This window comes from Micromonospora sp. D75 (assembly GCF_018070405.1).
Lineage (GTDB): Bacteria > Actinomycetota > Actinomycetes > Mycobacteriales > Micromonosporaceae > Micromonospora > Micromonospora chalcea.
Genome location: NZ_JAGPXV010000737.1, coordinates 1 through 2,664, shown reverse-complemented (window position 1 = coordinate 2,664; position 2,664 = coordinate 1). Strand labels below are relative to the sequence as shown.

The window sequence follows — 2,664 nt, the reverse complement described above, 5'->3', positions numbered from 1 at the left end:
GTCTGGACGTGGTTGATGAAGTCCAGGATCGGGGTGTCCTTGTACCGCGACTCGGCGGCCGACAGCTCCACGCTGGACTGCGCGACGACGCGGTTGACGTACTCGACGGTCTTGGTGTGCTGGCCGCGCACGGCCGCGAGCACCGCCGGGTCCTCGACCACCGTGTTGGTGTTGAGCGTGGTGGCCGACTTGGCGGTGACCGTCCAGCGGCCCTTCTCCCGGGTCAGCGTGAAGTCCATCCGGGTCAGCCGCTGGCCCCACTTCGACGGCTCCGAGGTGAGGACCCGCTCGCCGGTGGTGAGGTTGGTGACGAACTTCTCCGGCACCTCGTTGTGCGCGTGGCCGAACAGGATCGCGTCGATGCCGGGGACCTGCTCGGCGATCAGCGCGGTCGGGTTCTCGTTCGGCAGCTCCGGGCCGTAGCTGGAGGTGCCGCTGTCGCCGCCGTGCGCCGAGATGACGACCAGGTCGGCGCCGCGGCGGCGCATCTCCGGCACCCACTTCGCGGCGGTGGCGACCATGTCGGCGAAGACGAGGCGGCCCTCGACGTTGCCCTTGTCCCAGATGGCCACGCCGGGGTTGGTCAGGCCGAGGACGCCCACGCGCAGCTTCGGCGCGCCGTGCCCGCCGAGCTTGACCTCCTTGATCACGTACGGGAGGAACGCCGGCTTGCCGGTCTTCGCGTTGAGCGCGTTCGCGGCCAGGGCCGGGAAGCCGAGCTGCTCGATCCAGGTGGCCAGCAGCGGCAGGCCGTAGTTGAACTCGTGGTTGCCGAGCGTCACCGCGTCGTACTTGAGGATGTTCATGGCGCGGGCCATCGGGTGCGTCTCACCGGTGCTGGTGATCGGCTCCTGCTTGGCGTAGTACGTCGCAAGCGGCGTGCCCTGGATGGTGTCGCCGGCGTCGAGGACCAGCGTGGCCCTGCCCTTGCGCTCGGCGCGGATCTGGTTGACCAGGGTGGCGAGCTTCGCGACGCCGACGTCGTTCTGCTTGCTGTCGTCGAACTCCGCGTCCTTGTAGTAATCCCAGTTGTAGACGTTGCCGTGGGTGTCGGACGTGCCGAGGATCGTCAGGTCCCAGGTCTTCGGCTGCTTCGGCTTCGCCTCGGCGGGCGCGCCGGCCAGCAGGGGAGCGGTCGCGGCGGCGGCCGCGACGGCCAGCACCTGGCGCCGGGAGGCGCCGGAGGAGGAAGTCATGAGGTGCCTTTCCAATGGGGGGTACGCGCCTCGTGGGCGCCGTTGCGCACCATAACCACCACATGTCGCGTGCGCCACACCGGCCCGTTTTGTTTCCCCTACGGTCACGGTGCTGCTGTTTCCCCTCCGGTCACCGGGGTAGGGGCGCAGACATGAGCGAGGACCAGTTCACCCAGCAGCACCCGGCCGAGCAGTACGGACAGCGTGAGGGACAGCCGTCGCAACAGCAGACGCCGCCCGGCAGCGAACAGCAGATGGGGCCGAAGCCCGACCACGGCGAGCAGTCGTACCGGGGCAGCGACCGGCTCACCGGCAAGCGCGCGATCATCACCGGCGGCGACTCCGGCATCGGGCGGGCCGTGGCGATCGCCTTCGCCCGCGAGGGCGCCGACGTGCTCGTCACCTACCTCGCCGACGAGGAGGAGAAGGACGCCCGGGAGACGGTCGCCCTGATCGAGCAGGCCGGGCGCACCGGCGTCGCGGTCCGGTGCGACCTGCGCGAGGAGGCCAACTGCCGTGCCCTCGTCGACCAGGCGATGCGCGACCTCGGCGGCGTCGACATCCTGGTCAACAACGCGGCGTACCAGATGTCGCAGGACAACGGCCTGCTCGACATCACCACCGAGCAGTTCGACCGGGTGTTCAAGACCAACGTGTACGCCATGTTCTGGCTCTGCAAGTTCGCCGTGCCGCACATGAAGGAAGGCTCGACGATCATCAACACGTCGTCGATCCAGGCGTTCGACCCGTCGCCGCAGCTGCTCGACTACGCCACCACCAAGGCCGCCATCGCGAACTTCACCAAGGCGCTCGCGCAGAACCTCGCCGAGCGGGGCATCCGGGTCAACGCGGTCGCGCCCGGTCCGATCTGGACGCCGCTGATCCCGGCCACCATGCCGGAGGAGAAGGTGAAGCAGTTCGGCACCGACACGCCGCTGGGCCGTCCCGGTCAGCCGGCCGAGCTGGCGCCCGCGTACGTCTACTTCGCCTCCCAGGAGTCCAGCTACGTCACCGGCGAGATCCTCGGCGTCACGGGCGGCCGCCCGACGAAGTGAGCGTCCGGTCCGGCTGCTTCTCTGGTCCCGGCTCGCCCATCCGGCCGGTCCGGCTTGTCCCGGCTCGGTCGTCTGGTCCGGCGCGACTCGGGCGTCTGTCCGTCCGGCGCGGCGGGGTCGTCTGGTTCCGTTGCTCAGCGGGGCCAGACGGCCATCCGGCGGCGCACCTCGGCGATGCGCGGTGCGTCCAGGCCGTAGCGGGTGAACCGCCGGTCGGCCAGCCCGTCCAGGTAGCGGCCGGCGGCGCGCACGTCCTCGTCGTCCAGCGCCGGGTCCACCTGCCGGGCCAGCTCCAGCAGCTCCGCGACCGTGTACCGGTCCAGCGCGGCGGACACGTCGATGTAGTCGCGTACCTCCCGGCGGTTGACCAGCGCGGCGGTCTTGTTGGCGATCAGGTCCCGCACGTCCATCAC

General features: G+C 70.1%; 2 protein-coding genes and 1 pseudogene. 1 reads left to right on the top strand and 2 read right to left on the bottom strand.

Translation table 11 applies throughout. The features are described 5' to 3' along the window. Nucleotides 1-1,196: metallophosphoesterase (locus tag KBX39_RS28370; RefSeq protein WP_210873469.1), on the bottom strand; the 1,196-nt coding region annotated here is incomplete at its 3' end. 152 nt (nucleotides 1,197-1,348) lie between these two features. On the opposite strand from KBX39_RS28370, the gene KBX39_RS28365 reads away from it, so the two are divergent. Beyond that, nucleotides 1,349-2,251 (top strand): SDR family oxidoreductase, encoded by a 903-nt coding sequence (locus KBX39_RS28365; protein ID WP_043323954.1) that lies wholly within the window; start codon nucleotides 1,349-1,351, stop codon nucleotides 2,249-2,251. A 134-nt stretch (nucleotides 2,252-2,385) separates the two neighbouring features. On the opposite strand, the pseudogene KBX39_RS28360 reads toward KBX39_RS28365, so the two are convergent. Then, a pseudogene (locus KBX39_RS28360) lies at nucleotides 2,386-2,664 on the bottom strand (hypothetical protein); the annotation flags it as partial.

Bases quoted from the DNA above. Each gene is read 5' to 3' on its own strand.
- KBX39_RS28365 (WP_043323954.1), top strand. From the start codon at position 1,349: ATGAGCGAGGACCAGTTCACCCAGCAGCACCCGGCCGAGCAGTACGGA.